General features: G+C 38.6%; 20 protein-coding genes. 4 read left to right on the top strand and 16 right to left on the bottom strand.

What is annotated here, in order from left to right:
- Window positions 1-10: 10 nt before the first annotated feature.
- Window positions 11-148: a hypothetical protein gene (locus N178_RS27290; RefSeq protein WP_014459963.1), complete on the bottom strand. Its 138-nt coding sequence runs from the start codon at window positions 146-148 to the stop codon at window positions 11-13.
- Window positions 149-227: 79 nt separating this feature from the next.
- Window positions 228-2,210 (bottom strand): methyl-accepting chemotaxis protein, encoded by a 1,983-nt coding sequence (locus N178_RS24660; RefSeq protein ID WP_045295463.1) that lies wholly within the window; start codon window positions 2,208-2,210, stop codon window positions 228-230.
- A gap of 149 nt (window positions 2,211-2,359) precedes the next feature.
- Between N178_RS24660 and N178_RS24665 the strand changes: the two genes are divergently transcribed.
- The gene (locus N178_RS24665) at window positions 2,360-2,584 is read left to right on the top strand and encodes a hypothetical protein (RefSeq protein ID WP_014459961.1); all 225 of its coding nucleotides are present in this window, start codon (window positions 2,360-2,362) and stop codon (window positions 2,582-2,584) included.
- A 31-nt stretch (window positions 2,585-2,615) separates the two neighbouring features.
- Here the strand turns inward: N178_RS24665 and N178_RS24670 are convergent, their stop codons facing one another.
- Complete coding sequence (locus N178_RS24670; protein ID WP_045295465.1) at window positions 2,616-3,116, bottom strand: metallophosphoesterase family protein; 501 nt, start codon at window positions 3,114-3,116, stop codon at window positions 2,616-2,618.
- 156 nt (window positions 3,117-3,272) lie between these two features.
- On the opposite strand from N178_RS24670, the gene N178_RS24675 reads away from it, so the two are divergent.
- On the top strand, window positions 3,273-3,572 hold the full coding sequence (locus N178_RS24675; protein WP_045295467.1) for a hypothetical protein: 300 nt from the start codon (window positions 3,273-3,275) through the stop codon (window positions 3,570-3,572).
- Window positions 3,573-3,718: 146 nt separating this feature from the next.
- Window positions 3,719-4,828 (top strand): metallophosphoesterase, encoded by a 1,110-nt coding sequence (locus tag N178_RS24680; protein ID WP_045295469.1) that lies wholly within the window; start codon window positions 3,719-3,721, stop codon window positions 4,826-4,828.
- A 20-nt stretch (window positions 4,829-4,848) separates the two neighbouring features.
- Here the strand turns inward: N178_RS24680 and mug are convergent, their stop codons facing one another.
- The 11 genes from mug to pxpA form a co-directional block, all read right to left on the bottom strand.
- The gene (gene mug / locus N178_RS24685) at window positions 4,849-5,361 is read right to left on the bottom strand and encodes a G/U mismatch-specific DNA glycosylase (protein ID WP_045295470.1); all 513 of its coding nucleotides are present in this window, start codon (window positions 5,359-5,361) and stop codon (window positions 4,849-4,851) included.
- Window positions 5,362-5,429: 68 nt separating this feature from the next.
- Complete coding sequence (locus N178_RS24690; RefSeq protein ID WP_045295472.1) at window positions 5,430-6,767, bottom strand: coiled-coil domain-containing protein; 1,338 nt, start codon at window positions 6,765-6,767, stop codon at window positions 5,430-5,432.
- 588 nt (window positions 6,768-7,355) lie between these two features.
- On the bottom strand, window positions 7,356-8,165 hold the full coding sequence (locus tag N178_RS24695; protein WP_045295474.1) for a uroporphyrinogen-III synthase: 810 nt from the start codon (window positions 8,163-8,165) through the stop codon (window positions 7,356-7,358).
- Window positions 8,166-8,192: 27 nt separating this feature from the next.
- The gene (locus N178_RS24700; protein WP_045295476.1) at window positions 8,193-8,957 is read right to left on the bottom strand and encodes an IclR family transcriptional regulator; all 765 of its coding nucleotides are present in this window, start codon (window positions 8,955-8,957) and stop codon (window positions 8,193-8,195) included.
- Between the two features lie 131 nt (window positions 8,958-9,088).
- Window positions 9,089-10,453, bottom strand: coding sequence for an acetyl-CoA carboxylase biotin carboxylase subunit (gene accC / locus N178_RS24705; protein WP_045295478.1), 1,365 nt, complete (start codon window positions 10,451-10,453; stop codon window positions 9,089-9,091).
- A 28-nt stretch (window positions 10,454-10,481) separates the two neighbouring features.
- The gene (gene accB / locus N178_RS24710; RefSeq protein ID WP_045295479.1) at window positions 10,482-10,943 is read right to left on the bottom strand and encodes an acetyl-CoA carboxylase biotin carboxyl carrier protein; all 462 of its coding nucleotides are present in this window, start codon (window positions 10,941-10,943) and stop codon (window positions 10,482-10,484) included.
- A gap of 22 nt (window positions 10,944-10,965) precedes the next feature.
- Complete coding sequence (locus N178_RS24715; protein ID WP_045295481.1) at window positions 10,966-11,961, bottom strand: 5-oxoprolinase subunit C family protein; 996 nt, start codon at window positions 11,959-11,961, stop codon at window positions 10,966-10,968.
- Window positions 11,958-12,713 carry a 5-oxoprolinase subunit PxpB gene (pxpB, locus tag N178_RS24720; RefSeq protein WP_045295483.1) on the bottom strand — a complete coding sequence of 252 codons (756 nt, stop codon included), beginning with the start codon at window positions 12,711-12,713 and terminating at the stop codon, window positions 11,958-11,960. The genes N178_RS24715 and pxpB overlap by 4 nt, the downstream gene beginning before the upstream one ends.
- Window positions 12,714-12,730: 17 nt before the next feature.
- The gene (locus tag N178_RS24725) at window positions 12,731-13,522 is read right to left on the bottom strand and encodes a putative hydro-lyase (protein ID WP_045295485.1); all 792 of its coding nucleotides are present in this window, start codon (window positions 13,520-13,522) and stop codon (window positions 12,731-12,733) included.
- A 52-nt stretch (window positions 13,523-13,574) separates the two neighbouring features.
- The gene (locus N178_RS24730) at window positions 13,575-14,813 is read right to left on the bottom strand and encodes an NRAMP family divalent metal transporter (protein WP_045295487.1); all 1,239 of its coding nucleotides are present in this window, start codon (window positions 14,811-14,813) and stop codon (window positions 13,575-13,577) included.
- 24 nt (window positions 14,814-14,837) lie between these two features.
- Window positions 14,838-15,599: a 5-oxoprolinase subunit PxpA gene (pxpA, locus tag N178_RS24735; protein WP_045295488.1), complete on the bottom strand. Its 762-nt coding sequence runs from the start codon at window positions 15,597-15,599 to the stop codon at window positions 14,838-14,840.
- 426 nt (window positions 15,600-16,025) lie between these two features.
- On the opposite strand from pxpA, the gene N178_RS24740 reads away from it, so the two are divergent.
- Window positions 16,026-17,588 (top strand): alpha-amylase family glycosyl hydrolase, encoded by a 1,563-nt coding sequence (locus N178_RS24740; protein ID WP_045295489.1) that lies wholly within the window; start codon window positions 16,026-16,028, stop codon window positions 17,586-17,588.
- 231 nt (window positions 17,589-17,819) lie between these two features.
- On the opposite strand, the gene N178_RS24745 is transcribed toward N178_RS24740, so the two are convergent.
- Window positions 17,820-18,743, bottom strand: coding sequence for an anti sigma factor C-terminal domain-containing protein (locus N178_RS24745; RefSeq protein ID WP_045295490.1), 924 nt, complete (start codon window positions 18,741-18,743; stop codon window positions 17,820-17,822).
- Window positions 18,727-19,233, bottom strand: coding sequence for an RNA polymerase sigma factor (locus N178_RS24750; RefSeq protein ID WP_052942437.1), 507 nt, complete (start codon window positions 19,231-19,233; stop codon window positions 18,727-18,729). The genes N178_RS24745 and N178_RS24750 overlap by 17 nt, the downstream gene beginning before the upstream one ends.
- Window positions 19,234-19,360: the final 127 nt, after the last annotated feature.

Consider the following 19,360-nt stretch of genomic DNA (forward strand, 5'->3'; position numbering starts at 1 on the left):
TTTTTGTTTCTTATTTTTCAGCTTCGTATGCAACTAAAGCTACTCTTTTTCCTAACGTTTGTTGAAACTGCTCTTCTAGCTGTTTAAGCTTCGCATGCATATCATCGTTAATTGAAGCTGGCTCAAAGGTCATTTTTGTTTGCTCCATCGGATACTGTCACCTCTTTCATATGTGTATGTTCTACTTTTTCCAATATAAAAGAGGTCTATGACGATTTGACGAAAGTTTACAAATTAAATTTGCTAATGAGCGTTGTTAATTGTTCTGCCATTTGAGACAGAGATTGTGCGGAAACAGCAATTTCCTCCATTGAAGCCAGCTGTTCTTCAGTTGATGCAGCCACTTCTTCAGATGTAGCTGCATTTCCTTTAGCAAGGATTGCCATTTCACCTGCTGTACGAGCCACTTCTTCAACGGCTGCTGAAATTTGCTGAGCAGTCGCAGCAACTTCTTCTACTTGCGGAGTCGTTTCATTCATGCTGCTTAGAATCTGTTCGAACTTTTGAATAGCCGTTTGTGAAATTGTTCGTCCTTCTTCAACTTTGTTTGTAACTTGCTCCATTGTATGTACAGATTCCTGAGTATCTTGTTGAATAGCTTGAATAAGCTCAGAAATTTGAGACGCAGAAACTTGTGATTGTTCTGCCAGCTTTCTCACTTCCGCTGCTACAACAGAAAAACCTTTTCCATGTTCCCCAGCTCGTGCCGCTTCGATTGCAGCATTTAAGGCTAGTAAATTTGTTTGAGCAGCAATGCCGCTGATTACTTCTAAAATGGTTCCAACTTCTTTTGAACGTTGAAACAAAGTACGAATTGTTGTATTAGATAGCTCGACGGACTGAGAAATGGATTCCATTTGTTCGACCGTTTCTCTCACGGCTTTTCCACCTTCTACGGCTTCAGACGTTGTGTGATTTGATAGCTGAGAAACAGTTTCTGTACGCTTGGCAATCGTATAAACTCCTTGTACTATCTCATCTAAAGAAGCTGCATTTTGGTCAATAACAGCCGTTTGTTTTTCTGCACTAGAAGCCACTTCTTGTATCGCAACCGATACTTGTTCAGTCGCAGCGCTCGTTTGCTGTGAACTGGCCGTTAGCTCTTCTGAAGAAGCAGCCACTTGTTCTGCACTCATTTCAACATTTTGAATTAATGTGCGAAGATTGTTTTGCATCTGACTAAAAGCATACCCTAACTCGCCGATTTCATCCTTTGAATTGACGGTGATCGCTGTTGTCAGATCTCCTTCACTAACGCTCAGAGCCTGATTCTTAAGCTGTTTGAGCGGTTTAATAATTGATTGCAACACCACAAAAATGGTAAGACTCCCGATTATCAGACAAGCTACAATAATAAATAGTGTTTTGTAAAAAATAGGCTGTGCTGCTTCGCTCACTTCTGATGAATACATAGTGCCTGCAACTTTCCAACTTGTTGTTTTATTTGTCGTAAAGACCATCTTTTTTTCATCCCCGTTAAAGGTATATTCAAAAGACCCGGAGCTCTTTGCATAAAGCTTGTCAAAAAGAGAATCTGTCGCTTTTGTACCTGCTTTTTCCGTAGGGTGAACAATATATTTTCTTTCTCCATCTAAAAGAAATGGATATCCTTTTTCTCCGATTTTTACTTTGCTGACAGCTTTATTGATGCGGCTTATATCTAAATTTAAAGCAATAACCCCTGTGCCATCCGCCGTTGTTTTCGCTACAGTAATAACGGTCTGACCTGTAGAGGCTGATGGATAAGGTTCAGTGACAACTGTTTTTCCTTTGTTTTGCATGGCTAGCTTGTACCAGTCTCGTTTTCTGGGATCATAGCCTGCTTGTATCACTTTTTTAGGCGATTGAATAAACTTCCCCTGCTGATTTCCTGTAAAAATGCTGACGGCTTCTGGATGAAGCGAAGCATATAAGTTAAAATCTTTGCTTAAAGTAGCCATATCTTTTTCATTGTAGCGCTCGTTGTTTACCACGGATGCAAAAAACTCTACATCGTGAATTTTGGGTCCAATGGTATCGTCAATCACCGAATTAATGGACTGTACATTTTGCTGTGCTGTGTTAATAATTTGGTTTTCAATTTCATGTTTCGCTGTTATGTAAGCTGATACACCTATCGTAACAGATGGCACTAATAAGATCGCTGCAAATGCTAGCCCCAGCTTTGCCTTAAAGTTATTAAGGGACCTTTTTTTTCTTACTCTCTCCATGCTATGTAGCCTCTCTCTCCGTAGTTAAAAGTGATCGTGCACTTCCTTTCTATCGGCAAGACTTCATATTCCTTTAGTCATCGAGTGTATACATAATTAACAATGGGAGTGAAAAGATAAGAGTACGATAAAAAAAGTAGGTGATTTTAATGGAAGAAAGTAAAAACAGCAAGTCTTTTTCAATGTTTGAAACAGAAAAGGTTCAGCGCGGGGAAGAAAAAGATATTTTTAATATCTATAAAGAAGGAGTAAAAATTGCAGAAGTAAGAGGAACGGATCCTCAAACTCAGCAGGTTATTCCGATGCATGACTTAAATGATTATGAAGAAAATAAGCTTCACGAATATATTGCTCATTTAGACCATACAACATAAAAAAAGACTAAAACAAGAGTCCGCTCTTGTTTTAGTCTTTAGAACCATAAAAAACATGTTCAAAATGCAGCGTGTTTTTTTGTATGTACAGCAGTCCAAACGAAAATTGCTTTTGACGCCGCTTGTCAGTAGCGGAACCTGGATTAAACAACGTAATATCGCCAATTTGCTTATGAACAGGAATGTGAGAATGACCAAAAATTACTGCATCGACTTGTTGATGTTCAAATGCCGAAAGCGCACGTTTTTCAGTCGTTTTTCCTTTACCATGACCGTGGATTACGCCGATCGTAACATCGTCAAACGGAAGAAGCAATGAAGTTGGAAGTACTTGCTGAAGCTCTTCACTGTCCACATTTCCAATCACGCCGTGTACAGGAGCAAAAACGCGCAGTTCATTGTATACATCTATCGTTTGAAAATCCCCCGTATGAATAATCGCATCAGCTGTTTTCAGTTCGGCTAGGAGTCTTTTTGGAAAATGCTTCGCTCTTTTTGGAATATGAGTGTCACCTAAAATAACGATTTTCATTCATCATACGCTCCTTTTTCGTCCATTTATGGTGTAGTGTAGCGTATTACGTTGTAATGAAGCAACCCTACAAAAATGTCAGGCAAAAAATTTCTCTTTTTCGTTTAAGTTTGCGAAAATACTTTACATACTAAGCTACAGAATGGAGTTTTCAAAATGGAAGTAAAAATTAATCGAAACGCAGCAAAAGTGTTAAAAAATGCCTTGGCTAGCCCAGAAGGTCAAGGGAAAATGATCCGTGTATATGTAACTATAGACCACGGTGATCACGCGCATTACGATTGGAAATTCGATACGCCGACTGAACATGATGAAATTGTAAAAACAGATAAAGATGTCGATATCATTTTAGATAAACGCGAGAAATTTTTAGAAGGCGTATGGATTCAATACTTCCACGTTCCAGAACCTGAATTTGTGATTAGCAGCCTTCACCACGCACATCACCATCATTAATACAAAAACACACCTGTTTTATAGGTGTGTTTTTTCGTTTGTGCGACACGCAGAAATTTTATTGATGAGAAGAAGAGATAAAATTTTGTTGAAGCAATAAAAATGAGCTATAGTGGAATTACGGATGAAAGAAAAGAGGTTAGCGTATGAAAGTAAGTGTGTTGGTAAGGTCTATTTTGGTTGTTATTTTATATAATTTATTCGTTCTGTACATCGGATGGAACGCTTGGATGTGGCTTCACACAATGTTTGAAGTGGACAACAAATGGATTCTTACGGTGATCGTTGTGTTTTTTGCTTATTCCTTTATCATCAGTCGTGCGTTTCAACAAGTGAGCTTGTTTAAGATTGTAGGATCGTATTGGTTAGGATTTATTCAATATTCAGTACTTTTGCTTCCTATAAGTAATCTAGCCGTATATATTCTTACTCTTCTAGGCGCTTCGCTTTCTACAGCTATCGATTCCATCGGATTTTTCATGGTTGTTGCTTTTTTATTCATTTTTGCTTACGGTACGTATAATGCTTACAGTCCTGTGGTAAGGAAATATACGATTTCACTTGCTAAAAAGACGAATCGGAAAAACCTTCGCATTGCCGTAGCATCTGATATGCACTTTGGCACATTGTCCGGCAAAAAACATTTGCAGCGGTTAATTACTCATGTACAAAAGATACAGCCAGATCTTATTTTACTTCCTGGAGATATTATTGACGATGATCCCCACGTGTTCTTTAAAAAAGAAATGGATTATATGATGAAACAGCTCAAAGCGCCTTTAGGCACATATGGAATTTTGGGAAACCATGAGTATTACGGTGGGAAGATCCCTCAGTTTGTGGAAAGAATGAAAGAAATGAACATACCTATTTTAATGGATGAAGTGTTAAACATAGGCGATAGCTTGTACTTAATCGGCAGAAAAGATAAGACGGATAAAAACCGAGACAGCTTTTTCGATTTAGCCAGTGAAACGGATCGTTCTCTTCCGGTCATTGCGATGGATCATCAGCCGCTTTCTTTAAAAGAAGCGGAACAAGTGGGCGTAGATTTACTTCTATGCGGTCATACTCACAGAGGACAAATGGCACCTAATCATTTGATCACAAAGCGGTTATTTGAAATTGATTGGGGCTACAAGCAAACTAATCAACTGCATACCATTGTCTCTTCAGGATTTGGCTTTTGGGGTCCTCCGCTTCGAATCGGAAGCCGATCAGAAATTATTCAAATTGATATTTCATTTACAAAATAGAGAAAGCCCTAGGGCTTTCTCTATTTTAATGTACGCAGCAACTTCGGAAGTTCTGCGTAAATAGCCACTACTTCATCTACTTTCATCCGAACGAGCCCGCTTGAAGACGGGGCAACAAAATCCATTATTCCTGATACCATCGATTCTTCTTGTTTGCCCCACTTTACTTGCTTACGTCCGCTGTACTGCTGATAAACACCTTTTCCAACAAAACAAACGATTTTAGGCGTGTATGTAGCGATTTTTTTCTTTAAGATCTCTCTGCCTTCTGCATATTCTTCTTTTGTAATCTCATCAGCTGCTTTTGTAGGGCGCTCTACAATATTTGTTAAACCGTACCCTAGCTGTAATAACGAGTGATCTTCCTCAGGGTGGTATTTACGATCTGTTAAACCTGCTTTATGAAGAATCGTCCAGAAACGATTGGTTGGATTCGCAAAATGATGACCAGTTTCACCGGAACGGATACTTGGATTAAAACCGACAAATAAGATATCTAAGTTGGGCTGTATATGATCAAAAATAGAGTTCATAGTCATACGCTCCTTACAACGTAAAAAGAAAACATTCAAATTGAATGTTTTCTTTTTACTATACCCTATTAAATACGAACTACGCGTCCGTTGAATTTTTGTTTCCAATAGCCGCTGCTCATGTTTGCAATTGCAACACCTGTTGAGCTTTGAGCACCGATGAACTTGCCGCCTCCTACATAAATACCAACGTGGCCGTCTTTTTTATATGTATCGAAGAAAACAAGATCTCCAGGCTGCATTTGACTAGAAGACACCTGCGTTCCAGCATGCTTTAACGTTTCTGTGCTTACAGATCCAAGAGGTCCAAGGTTAACACCTACTTGAGAATATGCCCAGTGTACAAATGACGAGCAGTCAAATAAACCGTGGTTAATATCAGATTGGCTTCGTCCTCCGCCAAATACGTACGCAGAGTTTCCAATCCAGCGGTTTCCTACCGTTACAACATTGCTAGCTTTTGGAGCCGGAGCGCTTGTAGGTGCAACATCATTGCTGCTTGCTTTTGGTGCTGCTTTAGGAGAAGGCGAATCGGCTTTTTCGGATGGTGCCGCCGCTGCTTTTTGAGCTTGTTCGGCTGCTTTCTTAGCTGCCTCTTTAGCCGCTTGTTCAGCTGCTTTTCTTGCTGCTTCTTCCGCCGCTTTTTGATCTTTAATATTTTGTTCAAGCGTAGACTGTTCATTCGCAAGAGAGCTGTCTTTTGATTGTAGAGAAGCTCTTAGTTCTTCATTTTTTGCTTCTTTATCTTTTAGTTCTTTTGCCAACGCATCTTTTTGTTTCTTTTGAGCTGCTAGCTGGACAGTCATTTCATCCAGTTCTGCCTTCATATCTTCTAAGCTAGCAAGCTTAGATTTAACATCTGCTTGTTTTGTTTTTAGTTCGTCTTGCATATTTTTAGTTTCTGTTAAAATACCACGGTCTGCATCTACAATAGTCGAAACAGCTAGCGCGCGGTCTACAAAATCACCAAAACTTGAAGAACCAAGTAAAACTTGTAAATACTCTACGTTACCGCCGCTTTCTTGCATGGAACGTGCACGATCTTTTAAAATATCATTTCGCTTTTCAAGTTTTTCTTGAAGCAGCTTAATTTCTTTTTCAAGCTGGTCTACTTGTTTAGACGTTTCTTTAATATCCGCTTCTGTTTTTTGGGCTTTTTTATTATTTTCTTCTTCTGCTAATGTTAATCGCTCAAGCTGTGCTTTCATTTGATCTTGTTCTGCTTGAAGGCGTGTTAATTCATCAGAAGCTGCTTGGATGTTAGATTGCACATCTTGGCGCTGATTTTGAATTTGAGATTTTTGTGATTCCATATCCTGAATGGTAGAGGCATATGCTGGGGTTGATAAAACTCCTCCTAGACCTAATAAAACCGTTGTGTTAAGTAAAAGCATTTTCTTTTTCAATATGAATTCCTCCGCTTTCTCGCTCTGTTAAACTAGTAATTTCTAATTATGTATCAATATGTATAAAAGTCTGACAATTTATGTAAAGTTCACTGTATTTGTCGATAAATAGCTAAATATGCTAATGAAAATCTACGAAAATTATACCACGATAAGCGTTCAAAAAAAGAATAACAATATTACAATTGTATTTCAGTAATGTAACATTTAACGCTTATGTACATATTCACTCCTTACCTGCAAAAATACACCTTTATTTATTCATGAAAATAAACAATCTACTAGACTTTACGTAGCACTGTTTTTAACCTCTGGAAGTAGGTGATTACCATTTTTAAAGCTGGACGAATGTAAGTTATTTCTAAAATGAACGTAACAACTCTTTAACATATTCGTCTATTTTTACCCTTTATCTACCATTTTTACAATATTTGAAAATGATTTCCTGGAATAATAATGAATTTATTTCTATTCGATATTTGAAGAAGTTCAAAAAGAGGGCAATAGGCAATTTCAAAACAATATTCGACAAGATATGAATGAAGTCATACAAAAAACCTTCTCGCTGTGAGGCGAGAAGGTTTTTTGTTAATCACGCTGCTGATAATAGTGTTCTAAAGCTACAATTGCGCTTCCCATTCGCTCTTGATCGGGAATAATAATACGATCTACTCCTTCTTCTTTTAAAGCAGCAGCGGTTACTTTCCCAACGGCCACAGCTACTACAGAGATTTCGAAGAGTTCTCGAATTCGATCAGCTTGCCCATATTCTCTCGCAAACGAAAATAAAAATCGGGCTTGGGGAGCACTTGTGAAATTAACTGCATCGACTTTTCCGCTTATTAGTTCGTTTATAAGCTGTTCCATGACTTCTGCTTTTGGAGGAATATGCTGATACGGTAAAATCTCTTTAAATTGGGCTTTTTGATTCGAAAGAAAGTCAATCAATTTTGGTGCAGGATCTCCGTGAAGCTGAAGCGCTACATGCTTTTCTTCAAAAGAAAACGAATGAAGCGCTCTGACTAGGCCTGCGGTACTTCCGTCATCATCTCGAACGGTTGGAGTAACGCCCATTTTTTTTAACATGTTTACGGTTTTATACCCGCGCGCAGCAATATTGGCTGCTTGTAAAGAAGAAAGGAATTCGTCGGCCAGCCCTAGCTTATCTGCTGTTTTATAAAGAATTTCTGTACCGACTCCTGTCGTAAAAATAAACCAATCATAATTTCCTTTTACAAGTTCTTTAATATCTGCCTCTAAGTGTGTGTCATCTAAAAAGATGGTTCCTTGCGCAGGTCGTACAAGCGGGGTTCCGCCAAGATTTTCAACAATTTTACTGATTTCTTCTACTTTACGCTGACCTACGAGTGCGACTGTTTTACCTTCTAATCGTTTCAATGGTCTACCTCCATTTTACTATGTATGCTACTTAAATGATCCTTGATAACCGAGTTTTTCAGAAATCACGCTCGCCGCTTCTGTTACTTTTTGGACAATGAACGGCAGTCTGTCTCCTTGAAATCTCGCTTCAATTCCCGCTACGCTAATGCCTGCAACAATTTCATTTTGATGATTTACAATCGGCGCGCTCACGGATGTTGTAAAGTTTTCTAGTTCAGAGATGCTAATGGTATACCCTTTTTCTTTTGCTTCTTTTAATACATTTCTTAACTGCTTTTTATCTGTAATGGTTCCAATACCTATTGGAGCTAGCTCCGTTTGACTAATATATGCCTCTTGTTCTTTTTCGGGTAAATGCGCCAAAATAATGCGTGAACAAGCTCCTGCATAAAGAGGTGAACGCCTTCCAATTGATGTATAGAGACGCACTGGATGAAGCGTATCTACTTTTTCAATATACATGGCTTCATTCCCGTCTCGTACAATTAAATTAACCGCTTCTTCTACTTCATCTCGGAGCGCTTCCATTACAGGCTTTGCGATATTTCTAATATCTAAGCGATTAGCCACTAGCTGACCAAATTGCAAGAATAAAAGTCCGAGCGAATAGTATCCTTGCGCGTCTTTTGTTAAAAATCCCATCTCTTCAAGCGAACCAACCATCCGGTGCAAAGAAGTTTTCGGAACGCCTGAATATTCCATCATTTCTGTGAAGGTCAGCTTAGGGTGCTTGATAAAAAGTGTGAGAATCTGCATAGATTTAACGACTGTTTTATTGTTAGCTTGCATAAAACCTTCTCCCTTATTTGTGTCAATACATGTATTTGATAGACGTATAGCTTACTAGCTAATCATATGTTCTTTTTATTATACATGAAGAAAAAAAGGAAAGCACTCCCTTATAAGAGCACTTTCCTTTCTTACACCATTTCTAGTTCTTTAATGGAAATAGGATTACTTTCTAGAAATTTGGTTGTAAAATCCCCTTCTTTAAAAGAAGGATGGTTCAGTAATTCTAAATGAAAAGGAATGGTTGTATGAATACCTATAATGATAAATTCTTCGAGCGCGCGTTTCATTCGTTGAACCGCTTCATTTCGATCTTTCCCCGTTACAATTAATTTTGCCACCATTGAATCATAAAATGGGGAAATTTCATAGCCTGGGTAAACCGCGCTGTCTACACGAACGCCGTACCCGCCAGGAGGTAAATACATCTTGACTTTTCCAGGAGAAGGCATAAAGTTTTTAGCTGGATTTTCTGCATTGATTCGGCACTCAATTGCCCATCCTTTTAACTGAACATCTCCCTGAGAAAATGATAGCGGGTAGCCTGCTGCGACCGAAATTTGTTCTTTAATTAAGTCGATGTTTGTTACAAGTTCTGTAACAGGGTGCTCAACTTGAATCCGTGTGTTCATTTCCATAAAGTAAAAATGTCCGTGCTTATCTAATAGAAACTCCACCGTTCCCACACCTGTATAATCGACTGCTTTAGCTGCCGAGACTGCCGCCTTGCCCATTTTCGCACGAAGGTTTTCATCTACCGCAGGAGACGGAGCTTCTTCTACCAATTTTTGATGACGGCGCTGAATCGAACAATCTCGTTCACCTAAATGAACCACATTCCCTTCTTCATCAGCAATGATTTGAATTTCGATGTGTTTTGGCTCTTCTAGGTACTTTTCAAGATATACGCCGCCGTTTCCAAAGGCTGTTTCTGCTTCATGCTGAGCTTGACGAATCGCTTTTTCTAGCTCCTCTTCGCTATGAGCCAGCCGCATTCCTTTTCCGCCGCCGCCCGCTGTAGCTTTTACAATGATTGGATAGCCTATTTCTCTTGCTACTGGAATAGCGGTGCTGCTATCTTCAATCAGTCCTTCCGTGCCAGGTACAATAGGCACGCCTGCTTGTTTCATTGTTTCTCTTGCTACAGCTTTTGCTCCCATTTTACGGATGGCTTCTGCTTTTGGACCAATAAAGGTAATGTCATAGGATTCACACATCTCAGCAAAATCAGCATTTTCAGCTAGAAATCCATAGCCAGGATGAACAGCGTCTGCCTTGGTTACTTGCGCTACGGTAAGCAGATTACGAATATTTAAGTAGCTTTCTTTAGAAGACGTTTTACCAATACAAAATGACTCATCTGCTAGCTTCACGTGAAGTGCATCTTTGTCTGCTTCTGAATAAACCGCTACGGTTGCTATTCCCATCTCTTTACAAGCTCGAATGATACGAACTGCAATCTCTCCGCGGTTTGCGATTAAGACCTTTTTGAACATAATGACTCCTCCTGACAGTATGTATACTTTAGTATGTTTTTACAGTAAATAGAGGCTGACCAAACTCAACAACATCTCCGTCTTTCACAAGAATTTCAAGCACTTCTCCTTCGATTCCTGCATCGACTTCGTTAAACAGCTTCATCGCTTCAATCACACACACAACATCTTTACGTTCAACTGTTTGCCCTACTTGAACAAAGGGATCGGCATCTGCTTCTGGCTTAGCGTAAAACGTTCCGACCATTGGTGATAAAATTTGCTTTTCATGGTTTTCTGGTGCGTTTACAGACATAGAATCTTGAGGCGTTTGCTCAGCGGCAGAGACTTTCACTGCCTCCGTGTTTACTTCTGTAACAGCTGTGTCTTCTAAAGGAATTCCCGCTTTATCAATGACAACTTTTGTCCCTTCATGTTCAATATGGAGCTTTTGAATACCAGATTCATTCATTAATGAAACAACTTCTTGCAATTCACGTACGTTTATCATTTTTAGTCACTCCCGTTTTGTTTTATTTAGTTGACGCAAGGTTGATAGCAATCTTCAATTCTTGCAGCAGCTGTTCTTTTTCTAAATAAATTTTTTCTGCTTCATGAAGCGAAATGTGAGAAAAGTAAATGGATTCCCCGGGCTTTATTTGAGCTAAAAGCGGTAAATCCGCTGTGATGACTTGAGCGATTTTAGGGTATCCCCCCGTGGTTTGACGGTCTGCTAACAGAATAATAGGATTTCCATCTGGCGGGACTTGAACAGAACCTTGTGAGACGGCTTCAGACAATAGCTCTTTTTTTTCTTGAAGCTGAAGAGAAGGTCCATCCATTCGATAGCCCATTCGATCTGATTGATTCGATACTTTAAAGGGCTCTTTCATAAAATGACTTTTACTTTCAGCTGTAAATAAATCAAATTGACTGCCATTCATAACACGGACCGCTGGTTTCTTTGCAAAACGAACAAATTCTTTATAATTTACGGACCATGAAGAAGTATATACTCCGTTTATCAGTTCATTTGAAAGAAAAGCAGGCTTCGAAGCAGCAGGAACCGATAGAGGTAAAACATCGTCTGTTTGTAACGCTCTTCCTTTGTAGCCACCAATTTCGCCTCTCAAATACGTGCTTTTACTATTTAACACTTCATCAATAGCAAATCCTCCCGCTACAGATAGATAGGAACGACATCCGGTTTTGCAAGGTCCAAATGATAAAGTGCTTCCTTTTGGAATAAATAAAGGTTTCCACATCGGGACTGGCTTTCCATTGACCGAAGGAGTTAAATCTCCTCCCGTGATTGCTACTAGACAATCACTTTCTATTTCAAGGCTAGGCCCCATCAGCGTGACTTCAACCCCTGCTTCGTTTTCCTCATTACCAACTAATAAATTAGCAATTCGGAGAGAATAAGAATCCATTGCACCGCTTACAATCACACCGTGCTGCTGAAATCCTCTTCTTCCTAAATCTTGAATACTCGTTAATAATCCGGCTTTAATGACTCTTATACTCATTTTTCACCCTCCTTTGCCAGTAGTTCTTGATACTCTTCTTTAGAGATGGGTTCGAATTTTACAATATCCCCAGCCTGCAGCAAACTTGGAGGATTTTGTTCTGGTAAAAACAGTTTAATCGGTGTTTGGCCAATTAATTGCCATCCTCCGGGAGTAGAAATAGGATACATTCCTGTTTGCATTCCTGCAATACCAACCGAGCCGGCAGGAATAGAGGTGCGAGGAGACGGCCGGCGAGGCGTAGCAATTTTTTCAGATAGTCCTCCGAGAAACGGAAATCCAGGAGCAAATCCAATCATGTACGCTAAGTATTCGCCTTCAGAATGAATACTAATTACCTCTTCAGGTGTTAAGTTATGATGACGAGCGACATATTCAAGATCAGGTCCATACTCTCCTCCGTAGCAAACTGGAATGGAAACCGTACGGTGATCTAACTCTTTTTCTGTCTGTTCGTTTTCTAATTTACTTTGAAGGAAAGAAGACACTACTTCAAAAGGAGACACAAATTCTTTTTTCTCCTTCTTTTTTACGGCTGCTACCACTTCAAGAGGGTTATAAAAGATTGTAAGGTTTGTAAATGCCGGCACGCATTCAATAAACCCAGGGAAAGGATTTAATTCTATCGAATCTTTGCACGTTTTGATTTGTTTATGAATATCGTACTGAATACTATCTCCAAACGTTATAACAAGCGCTGAGTCGCCAAGCGGAGAAATAACAGCTGACGATTTTGTGACGGTTTGATTCATATCTGCACCTCTTTCTTTTATAAAACACCTAGTTTTTCATCTCGAATATCTGTAATAAACATATGCCCGGGAGCATGTGTAATCATAATAGAAGGTTTTGTTTCCATTGCTACAGCTTGAGGGGTTACGCCACAAGCCCAGAACACGGGAACTTCGCCTTCTTTAATGGAAACAGCATCGCCAAAATCGGGAGAGTAAAGGTCTTCAATGCCTATTGCATCGGGGGTTCCAATGTGAACAGGACCGCCGTGTACAGCTGGAAAACGTGAAGTTACTTGTGCTGCCCGCACTACGTCTTGCTGAGGAATCGGCCGCATACTAACGACCGTCGAGCCGCGGAAGATTCCTGCTTCAGCGCATGAAATATTTGTTTTATACATAGGAACATTACAGTTTTCTTCAATGTGACGAACAGGTATGCCGTTGTTTAAAAGTGCGTGTTCAAATGTAAAACTGCAGCCGATAAGAAAAGCTACCATATCTTTTGTCCAGTAATCTTTGATATCGGTTACTTCTTTTACCAGTTCCCCATTTTCATAGATTCGATACTTCGGAAGGTCTGTACGAATATCTCCCGACGGAGCTGCAAAATTTGGAACAGGAGATCCAACGTCCGTTACATCTAAAAGAGGACAAGATTTAGGATTACGCTGACAGAACAATAGAAAGTCAAAAGCTTGTTGCTTTGGTAGAATAGCTAAATTAGCTTGAGCATAGCCGTTTGCCATGCCTGCTGTTGGTTGAATAAGCTGATTGTTACGGATTTGCTGACGAAGTTCAGCTGGAGTTAGTTGTGAAAGGGTTGTCATATTTCTCTCTCCCATCATTGCCCACACGCAACTTACGTGCGGGCACATTGTTTTATTTAAATAATTGAGGAAGTTGATCCATTAACGTATAGCCGCCCATTAAAGCCATTACAATAACGACAAGTACACCAGAAATGGTAAGCCATAAAGGATGTTTATACTCGCCAACGATGCTTTTTTTGTATGCAGCAACCAGTAACGTCCCAAGAGCGATCGGCAGAATTAATCCATTGATTGCTCCAACTAAAAGAAGAACTTTTACAGGTTTTCCAATTAAGACAAACGACAGAGTTGAAATAATAATAAATCCAATAATAATCCAATTTGAGTTTTTATTAAGTTTTTCACTAAACGTTTGAATAAACGAAACAGATGTATAAGCAGCTCCCACTACAGACGTAATAGCGGCAGACCACATAACAATACCAAAGATTTTATAACCGACGTTTCCTGCTGCAAGCTGAAACACGGATGCTGGAGGATTGGCTGGATCAATTTGTAATCCTTTAGACACAACGCCAAGTACAGCTAAAAACAAAGCGATTCGCATAACGGAAGTAATGAGAATGCCTGTTACAGAACTTTTGGTTACTTGAGGTAAAGAATCAATGCCTTTTACCCCAGCATCTAGAAGACGATGTCCACCGGCAAAGGTAATGTATCCACCGACTGTTCCTCCAACAAGCGTAACGATCGCAATAATGTCAATTTTGTCAGGAGCAAAAGTTTTTACTACAGCTTCTCCAACGGGAGGTGAAGTGGTAGCTGCTACATATAGCATCAGCCCAATCATGACAAAACCTGCAATTTGCGTGAAGCGATCCATTGCTTTTCCAGCTTCTTTTACAACGAAAATTAGCACGGCAATAACTGCACTAATTGCAGCGCCGGCTGTTGGAGAAATACCCGTAATCGCATTTAATCCAAGCCCGGCACCGGCAATATTTCCAATATTGAATGCAAGTCCTCCAATAACAATTAAAATAGCAAGGACGTACCCTAATCCAGGAAATACCATGTTGGCGATTTCTTGTCCGCGTTTTTCAGAAACGGCAATAATTCTCCATACGTTGGTTTGAGCAAAGATATCAAGAATAATTGAAATTAAAATAACGAATCCAAAGCTTGCCGCTAAATTTTGTGTGAATACGGTAGTTTGAGTTAAAAAGCCTGGTCCAATAGCCGATGTGGCCATTAAAAAAGCGGCTCCAAGCATTAATGTCCAGTTTACTTTAGGCGCAGCCGAAAGCTTTTGTTGAGGTGTTGATTTTTTTATTGGCTCCAATATCATCTTCCTCCTGATTGTATGTAGTTTTTATTGTGAAATAGCCTTAACTACCACTTCTGATGCTCGTAAAGAACGGTTGACATGACGGGCAAATTCAAGTGCGTGAGCTCCGTCTCCATGGATGCAAATCGTATCTGCCTGCAATTCTACATCCTTACCTTGCTGAGATTTTACCTTCCCTTCTTTCACCATTGTAATAACTTGAGAAACAGCTTCGTCGTCATTTTCAATTAAAGCATTTGGTTCTGTACGGGCAGTTAGAGAACCGTCTAACTGATAGGTACGGTCTGCAAATACTTCGTTAGCCGTTTTTAAACCAATTTTGTTACCTGCTTGAATCAGCTCACTTCCAGATAACCCAAATAAAATCAGCTCAGGGTTTACGTTATAAACAGCTTTTGCTATTGCTTCAGACAAGGCTTTATTTTTAGCAGCCATGTTATATAGTGCACCATGAGGCTTTACATGCTGCATCAATACCCCTTCCGCTTGCAAAAAACCGTTTAATGCACCAATTTGATAGACTACGATATCGTAGGCTTCCTGAGGTGAAATATTCATATTTCTTCGTCCGAAACCGATAAGGTCCTGCAAACCAGGATGAGCACCAATTTGTACCTGTTTTTCAGTAGCTAATTTTACCGTTTTTCTCATGACGCTCGGATCCCCTGCATGAAATCCACAGGCTACGTTTACAGACGTCACATACTCTAAAATTGCTTCATCATTGCCAATACGATAAGCACCAAAGCTTTCCCCTAAATCACAGTTTAAATCCACTTTACTCAATGCGTTCTTCCCCCTTAAACCCTTTAATGTAAGCGTAATCATTTACAGATAGTAAGGAAAATCCAAGCTATATTATCTGCATCAATACTTAAAGTTCCGTTTTCCGGAACTAAAGTACCGTTTTTCAGTTATATTTGGATTTTAGCACGAGATGATGAATTGAACAACAACATTGTCAGAATATTTGACATAGTCATTATTTTTATTTGGGTAATACTCCCTTATTTTATTGGTGTTTTCTATCTATAGCCTTAATATAATGCAGCCACTTAATGTCATTGGACACAGTAAATAACTAGGTTGTCAGAATAATTACTAGTTCAAAATAATCAAAATAAAATTTTCGTTGTAATCGTTTTCAACGAGGTGCTATATTTCAATTGTAGTCAAATTTATGCAAACGATTGCAAAAAAGGGGATGAAACGATGAAAGGGAAAAAATGGACAGCTTTAGCTCTAACACTGCCGCTGGCTGCTAGCTTATCAACAGGCGTTCACGCCGAAACCGTACATAAAGGTAAATCTCCAACAGCAGATAAAGACGGTGTATTTTATGAGGTGTATGTAAACTCTTTTTACGATGCAAATAAAGATGGACATGGTGATTTAAAAGGTCTTACACAAAAGTTGAATTATTTAAATGATGGCAATTCTCATACAAAGAATGATCTTCAAGTAAACGGGATTTGGATGATGCCGGTCAACCCTTCTCCCAGCTATCATAAATATGATGTAACGGACTATTATAATATTGATCCGCAGTATGGAAATCTGCAAGATTTTCGCAAACTGATGAAAGAAGCAGATAAACGAGATGTAAAAGTCATTATGGACCTCGTTGTGAATCATACGAGCAGTGAACACCCTTGGTTTCAAGCTGCATTAAAAGATAAAAACAGCAAGTACAGAGATTACTATATCTGGGCTGATAAAAATACCGACTTGAATGAAAAAGGATCTTGGGGACAGCAAGTATGGCATAAAGCTCCAAACGGAGAGTATTTTTACGGAACGTTTTGGGAAGGAATGCCGGACTTAAATTACGATAATCCTGAAGTAAGAAAAGAAATGATTAACGTAGGAAAGTTTTGGCTAAAGCAAGGAGTTGATGGGTTCCGTCTAGATGCTGCGCTTCATATCTTTAAAGGTCAAACACCTGAAGGCGCTAAGAAAAATATCCTTTGGTGGAATGAATTTAGAGATGCGATGAAAAAAGAAAATCCTAACGTATATCTAACGGGTGAAGTATGGGATCAGCCGGAAGTGGTAGCTCCTTACTATCAATCACTTGATTCTTTATTTAACTTTGATTTAGCTGGGAAAATTGTCAGCTCTGTAAAAGCAGGAAATGATCAAGGAATTGCTACTGCAGCAGCGGCAACAGATGAACTGTTCAAATCATACAATCCAAATAAAATTGACGGCATTTTCTTAACCAATCATGACCAAAATCGCGTCATGAGTGAGTTAAGCGGAGATGTGAATAAAGCAAAATCAGCTGCTTCTATCTTACTTACGCTTCCTGGAAATCCGTATATTTATTACGGTGAAGAAATCGGCATGACTGGTGAAAAGCCTGATGAATTAATCCGTGAACCGTTCCGCTGGTACGAAGGCAACGGCCTTGGACAAACTAGCTGGGAAACACCTGTATATAACAAAGGCGGCAACGGTGTGTCTGTAGAAGCACAAACCAAACAAAAGGACTCTTTGTTAAATCACTACCGTGAAATGATTCGTGTACGCCAGCAGCATGAAGAGTTAGTAAAAGGAACGCTTCAATCCATTTCAGTAGACAGTAAAGAAGTCGTTGCCTATAGCCGCACGTATAAAGGCAAATCGATTAGCGTGTATCATAATATTTCAAATCAACCTGTAAAAGTATCTGTAGCAGCGAAAGGTAAATTGATTTTTGCTAGTGAAAAAGATGCTAAGAAAGTCAAGAATCAGCTTGTGATTCCGGCTAATACAACGATTTTAATAAAATAATTAAAAACACCTCTACGTGATTGCTTGGTAATCACGTAGAGGTGTTTTTTACCCAGAAGGAATAAAGAAGCGTAACAATTTTTTTATTCCTTTCCATGTTGCAACGTTCCCTATTTTAATAAATTAAGAATCCTTTGCCTATATAGGGCAGAGGATTCTTTTTATTTATCTATCAATTAATATACAACTAATAATATACAACAGGTTTCCTTCGTTCCAAGTCCCTAAAACTCAATATTTATCTACCACTGCTCCTAAACTAGCTGCTTTGACATATGGTTTGCTTTTCAAAGAAAGCAGTTCTTCTTTTGTTCCTGTAACAACTACGCCTATAATCAATCCATTTTTCTGTCTGTTTTTTAGATTTTTCACTTCTCCTGGATCTGTTTTTTTGAGCTCATTCAAAAAGTCTGCTTCTGTTTTAATTTTAGTAGCCGTTAGTTTTGCTCCTAGCTGTGGTGACGGTTTAGAAATACCTAATAACCATCGTCCACTTTCTGGATTGTTTCTGTAACCAGTAGACTTTGCGTAGTTATCTATCCAATACCACGTTTGGTGAGCAGATGTAGGCAGCATCTTTTGTACTTCTTTTAATGTGTAATTTTTATTAAAAGATATGGCCATCTCCATGTATTTATCATTTGGATATTTTTTGATCATGTCAAAGTCATTCGCATACAACTTATATTTGTATTTGGGTACGTAAAATAACATCTCACGTTGCCCATTAGGAATGTGATACATCGTAGTATCATTAATAATCGTACTGTGTGTTGAGAATGATGCATTAAAGTTTCCAAGTAAATCATACGTTATATCTTCTGTACCCCAAGGTATGACTTTATCTTCAATCACTTTAAATACTTCACTCTTAATAGTCCCCTTTAAAATTCCTGTTGAGATGGTATCGGTGTTAGTAAATGTATTCGGAGACATCCTCACATGGTTTTCCTTAATGAACTGTTCAGCGAGTTTATTTCCTTGTATATTTATAAAATAATTGTTTCCTTTTATTAGTACAGTAATAACAAAACAAACTACGAGTGCGGAGATAAAAACTGTTCGTAAAATTGCGCTATACTTTGCTTTTTTCAATGTTCTATGTAAAGACTTTTCATCAAAAATAGAATCTAACTCATCATTCGTTTTTTTCATTACATTCTCTCCTATATATTTCTTTAAATGTTTTCCTAGCACGAGCTAAATATGTTTTCACAGCCTCAGGTTTCATATCTACATATTCGGCAATTTGTTTATAAGACCACTCTAACTCGTACTTTAAAAGAAGTAGTTGCTTAAAGGTGGGAGACACCTTTTGAAGTATTCTTCTTACTAGAAGCTGATTTTCTTGTGCAATCATCATCTCTTCAATTAATTGCTCATTGGTAATAAGGTAATCTTCTACTACCACGTACTGAGATTTTTTGTTCTTTCGACAGTAATCGTAATATAAGTTTATAGCTACTTTAAAAAGCCATGATTTATATTTATCGGTATCAATCGATTCAAGATGAAGAAGTAGTTTACAAACAGCTTCTTGAACAATATCTTTAGCTGTTTCTTGGTTTGCACCTTGTTTGATTAAGTATAAATAAAGTTGATTCATGACATTCTTTAATTGATCGTTTGATAACCGATTTTTCAAATATTTTTCCTCCTTCCCCTCTTATAACGTCTGAACAGTAAAAAAGTATACAATCATTTCATTTTTTTCTATAAAAAAGAAAAGTAATTGCTTGTTAGGCAATTACTTTCTCAAAAAAATCAATCCA

This window comes from Priestia aryabhattai B8W22, from assembly GCF_000956595.1.
Classification (GTDB): Bacteria; Bacillota; Bacilli; order Bacillales; family Bacillaceae_H; genus Priestia; species Priestia aryabhattai.

Coding starts and splice junctions, on each gene's coding strand:
- N178_RS27290 (WP_014459963.1), bottom strand. CDS start 148: ATGGAGCAAACAAAAATGACCTTTGAGCCAGCTTCAATTAACGATGAT.
- N178_RS24660 (WP_045295463.1), bottom strand. CDS start 2,210: ATGGAGAGAGTAAGAAAAAAAAGGTCCCTTAATAACTTTAAGGCAAAG.
- N178_RS24665 (WP_014459961.1), top strand. CDS start 2,360: ATGGAAGAAAGTAAAAACAGCAAGTCTTTTTCAATGTTTGAAACAGAA.
- N178_RS24670 (WP_045295465.1), bottom strand. CDS start 3,116: ATGAAAATCGTTATTTTAGGTGACACTCATATTCCAAAAAGAGCGAAG.
- N178_RS24675 (WP_045295467.1), top strand. CDS start 3,273: ATGGAAGTAAAAATTAATCGAAACGCAGCAAAAGTGTTAAAAAATGCC.
- N178_RS24680 (WP_045295469.1), top strand. CDS start 3,719: ATGAAAGTAAGTGTGTTGGTAAGGTCTATTTTGGTTGTTATTTTATAT.
- mug (WP_045295470.1), bottom strand. CDS start 5,361: ATGAACTCTATTTTTGATCATATACAGCCCAACTTAGATATCTTATTT.
- N178_RS24700 (WP_045295476.1), bottom strand. CDS start 8,957: ATGCAAGCTAACAATAAAACAGTCGTTAAATCTATGCAGATTCTCACA.
- accC (WP_045295478.1), bottom strand. CDS start 10,453: ATGTTCAAAAAGGTCTTAATCGCAAACCGCGGAGAGATTGCAGTTCGT.
- accB (WP_045295479.1), bottom strand. CDS start 10,943: ATGATAAACGTACGTGAATTGCAAGAAGTTGTTTCATTAATGAATGAA.
- N178_RS24715 (WP_045295481.1), bottom strand. CDS start 11,961: ATGAGTATAAGAGTCATTAAAGCCGGATTATTAACGAGTATTCAAGAT.
- pxpB (WP_045295483.1), bottom strand. CDS start 12,713: ATGAATCAAACCGTCACAAAATCGTCAGCTGTTATTTCTCCGCTTGGC.
- N178_RS24725 (WP_045295485.1), bottom strand. CDS start 13,522: ATGACAACCCTTTCACAACTAACTCCAGCTGAACTTCGTCAGCAAATC.
- N178_RS24730 (WP_045295487.1), bottom strand. CDS start 14,813: ATGATATTGGAGCCAATAAAAAAATCAACACCTCAACAAAAGCTTTCG.
- N178_RS24740 (WP_045295489.1), top strand. CDS start 16,026: ATGAAAGGGAAAAAATGGACAGCTTTAGCTCTAACACTGCCGCTGGCT.
- N178_RS24745 (WP_045295490.1), bottom strand. CDS start 18,743: ATGAAAAAAACGAATGATGAGTTAGATTCTATTTTTGATGAAAAGTCT.